This is a genomic window from Anaerovorax odorimutans (genome assembly GCF_024459955.1).
GTDB classification, from domain to species: domain Bacteria; phylum Bacillota; class Clostridia; order Peptostreptococcales; family Anaerovoracaceae; genus Hominibacterium; species Hominibacterium odorimutans_A.
Genome location: NZ_JANFXK010000256.1, coordinates 1 through 217 on the forward strand (window position 1 = coordinate 1; position 217 = coordinate 217).

Genomic DNA, 217 nt, shown 5'->3' on the forward strand with positions numbered 1-217 from the left:
GCTTAACTTCTGTGTTCGAGATGGGAACAGGTGTGACCTCCTCGCTATAGTCACCAAATTAGATGCCCTACCCAAGCGTCTTACTTGTTAAGTAGGTATCTGTCTATATGAAGGTTTTTTGTACCTTCAAAACTGAATAATGTCAAGCGTAAACTTTTCTTCCCTTTACTTCCTTACTTGAAACCATTGGTCAAGCGTTCGACCTATTAGTATCGGT

The 217-nt window shown here is 40.6% G+C and carries 1 rRNA gene; it reads right to left on the reverse strand.

Features of this window, described 5'->3' with window-relative positions:
• Positions 1-58, reverse strand: a 5S ribosomal RNA gene (rrf, locus tag NE619_RS18690); the annotation flags it as partial.
• Positions 59-217: the final 159 nt, after the last annotated feature.